Below are 2,252 nucleotides of genomic sequence, written 5' to 3'. Positions count from 1 at the left end.
TCCCACCCCCTATAAACCACCCACAACACCCGCGCCCCTCTTCTTTGTTGTCAACCCCCCCGCCCGTGGCCGCCCCGGGGGCGGGGGGGGGGCCGGCCCCCGGGGGGCCCCCCCCCCGCCGGGGCCCGGGCGTCCTACGTGCGCGGGTCCCAGCGGAAGAAGCGGGCGGCCAGGCCGGTCGCCGCCACCACCCACAGCGCCACGGACAGGGCGGCCGGGCCGACCTGCCCGGTCGGGCCTCCCCACGCCGCGCCGACCAGCGTGCCCAGGCCGCTGCCCGGCACCAGGAACAGCCGCACGTCCACCGGCCCGGCGGACCCCAGCAGGCCGCCGATGACGAGGGCGAAGAAGAACGGCGCGGTGGTGATCTGGGCCAGCTCCGCGGTGTTGGTCACCCCGCTGGTGCACACGCCCGCCGCGCAGCTCAGCGCCACTCCCCCGACCACCGCCAAGGCCAGCAGCTCCGGCCGCGCCGGCAGCGGCGCGCCGGCCGCCACGCTGATGCCCAGCAGCACCACCGCCTGCGCGAGCCCCAGCAGCACGACCGGCAGCAGCACGCCGGTCAGCACCACCGCGTCCGACGCCGCGCCCGTCCGCAGCCGCTTGAGGTAGAGGTCCTGCCGGCGGGCCGTCAACGCGGTCGTCACGGTCACGTACACGGTGAACCCGAGCGAGAACAGCAGTTGCAGCGTCACCACCGTGGTCCAGCCGGACGGCTCGCCGTCCGCGGTCAGCGCGAAGTAGGCGCCCATCGCCAGCGGCATCAGCACGGCCAGCGCGGCGGCGGTCCGGTTGCGCAGCAGGAGCTTCAGCTCGGCCACGCCCAGTGCGGCGATCACGCGGCCACCGCCTCGCGCCCGGCGCGGGCGCCGTGGAACACGTCCTCCAGCGAGGCGTGGTGCGCGCGGATCCGTCCCAGGCGCAAGCCCTCCTGCCGCGCCCACGCCAGGAGCACCGCGAGGTCGTCCTGCAGCTCGCGGGTCCGCACCTCCACCCGGCCGGACGGCCGGTGCACCACGTCGCCCGACAGCATCGGCAGCGCGCTCACGTCGAGCGGCTCGGGCAGGTCGAACGCGATCCGCGCGGGCTGGGCGGCGAGCACGTCCACCAGCGCCCCGGACACCGCGACCTCGCCCTCGTGCAGGATCGCCAGCCGGTGCGCGAGCGACTCGGCCTCCTCCAGGTAGTGCGTGGTCAGCACGACGGTCGTGCCCTCGGCGAGCAGGCCGCGCACCACGTCCCACGTGCGCCGCCGCGACTCGGGGTCCAGCCCGGTCGTCGGCTCGTCCAGGAACAGCAGCTCGGGCCGCCCCAGCACGGCCAGCGCGAGGTCGAGCCGCCGCCGCTCGCCGCCGGACAGCTGCTTGATCCGCACGTCGCGCCGGTGCGCCAGGTCCAGCCGCGCCAGCACGTCCTCGGTGGCCCGCCGGCCGCTCGTCGCGCCCCACAACGCGACCATCTCACGCGCGGTGAGGTCGGCCGGGAACCCGCTGTCCTGCAACATGACGCCGGTGCGGCCGCGCAGCGCCGCGCGGTCGCGGAACGGGTCCAGCCCCAGCACCCGCACGGTGCCGGCGAACGGGGCGCGCAGCCCCTCCAGCGTCTCCATGGTGGTGGTCTTGCCCGCGCCGTTCGTGCCGAGCAGCGCGAACAGCTCCCCCCGCCGGACCTCGAAGTCGATCCCCCGGACCGCTTCGAAGTCACCGTAGCGGCACCTCAGGCCCGCCACGTCGATCACCGCTTCACCCATGGCCGCCATGCTCGTCGCCCGCCCGCGCGCCCCCCAGTGCCGTCGCGCACCGGTCCGTGTGACAGATGTCAGCAGACAGGCGTGCGACCCGGCTCGTAGATTCGCCTGGTGACCCCCTTGACCAGGCTCCGCCGCTACACGTGGTGGTCCGTGCTGGCGGGCGGCGCGGTCGTCCTCGTCGGCACCGCGCTCGACCTGCTCGCCAACCACTACGGCCTGGTCAAGTCGCTGCTGGTGGGGGCGGCGGTGGTCGTGGTGGTCGTCCAGCACACCCGGTACCTGCGCCTGGCGATGGACGGGCTGGGCCGCGGCGGCGGCCGGCCGTGGGAGCACGCGGCGACGTTCGCGGTGGCGCTGGCGGCGTGGGCGGTGATGTGCGCCGGCGGCGGGTTCCTGGCGGCCTGGTCGCTGCTGCCCGCGCTGGTGATCGCGCACGTGGCCGCGTCCCTGCCCGCCGGGCCCCGCGGGGGGGCCGGCGGGGGGGGTGGGGGGCGGGGGGGGG

At 76.4% G+C, this 2,252-nt stretch carries 2 protein-coding genes and 1 pseudogene; 1 reads left to right on the top strand and 2 read right to left on the bottom strand.

From position 1 onward, the window contains the following. Nucleotides 1–134: 134 nt before the first annotated feature. Nucleotides 135–839: an ABC transporter permease gene (locus tag ACFXGA_RS35815; protein WP_378096058.1), complete on the bottom strand. Its 705-nt coding sequence runs from the start codon at nucleotides 837–839 to the stop codon at nucleotides 135–137. Continuing rightward, the gene (locus ACFXGA_RS35810) at nucleotides 836–1,750 is read right to left on the bottom strand and encodes an ABC transporter ATP-binding protein (protein WP_378096055.1); all 915 of its coding nucleotides are present in this window, start codon (nucleotides 1,748–1,750) and stop codon (nucleotides 836–838) included. The genes ACFXGA_RS35815 and ACFXGA_RS35810 overlap by 4 nt, the downstream gene beginning before the upstream one ends. Before the next feature lie 108 nt (nucleotides 1,751–1,858). On the opposite strand from ACFXGA_RS35810, the pseudogene ACFXGA_RS35805 reads away from it, so the two are divergent. Beyond that, nucleotides 1,859–2,252 (top strand): annotated as a pseudogene (locus tag ACFXGA_RS35805) (hypothetical protein); the annotation flags it as partial.

The sequence above is a fragment of the Actinosynnema sp. NPDC059335 genome (assembly GCF_042752395.1).
Taxonomy (GTDB): domain Bacteria; phylum Actinomycetota; class Actinomycetes; order Mycobacteriales; family Pseudonocardiaceae; genus Actinosynnema.
This window is presented reverse-complemented; position numbering and strand designations above follow the sequence as displayed.

What these genes read in the sequence shown, in the direction of transcription:
- ACFXGA_RS35810 (WP_378096055.1), bottom strand. Translation starts at nt 1,750, where the DNA reads ATGGGTGAAGCGGTGATCGACGTGGCGGGCCTGAGGTGCCGCTACGGT.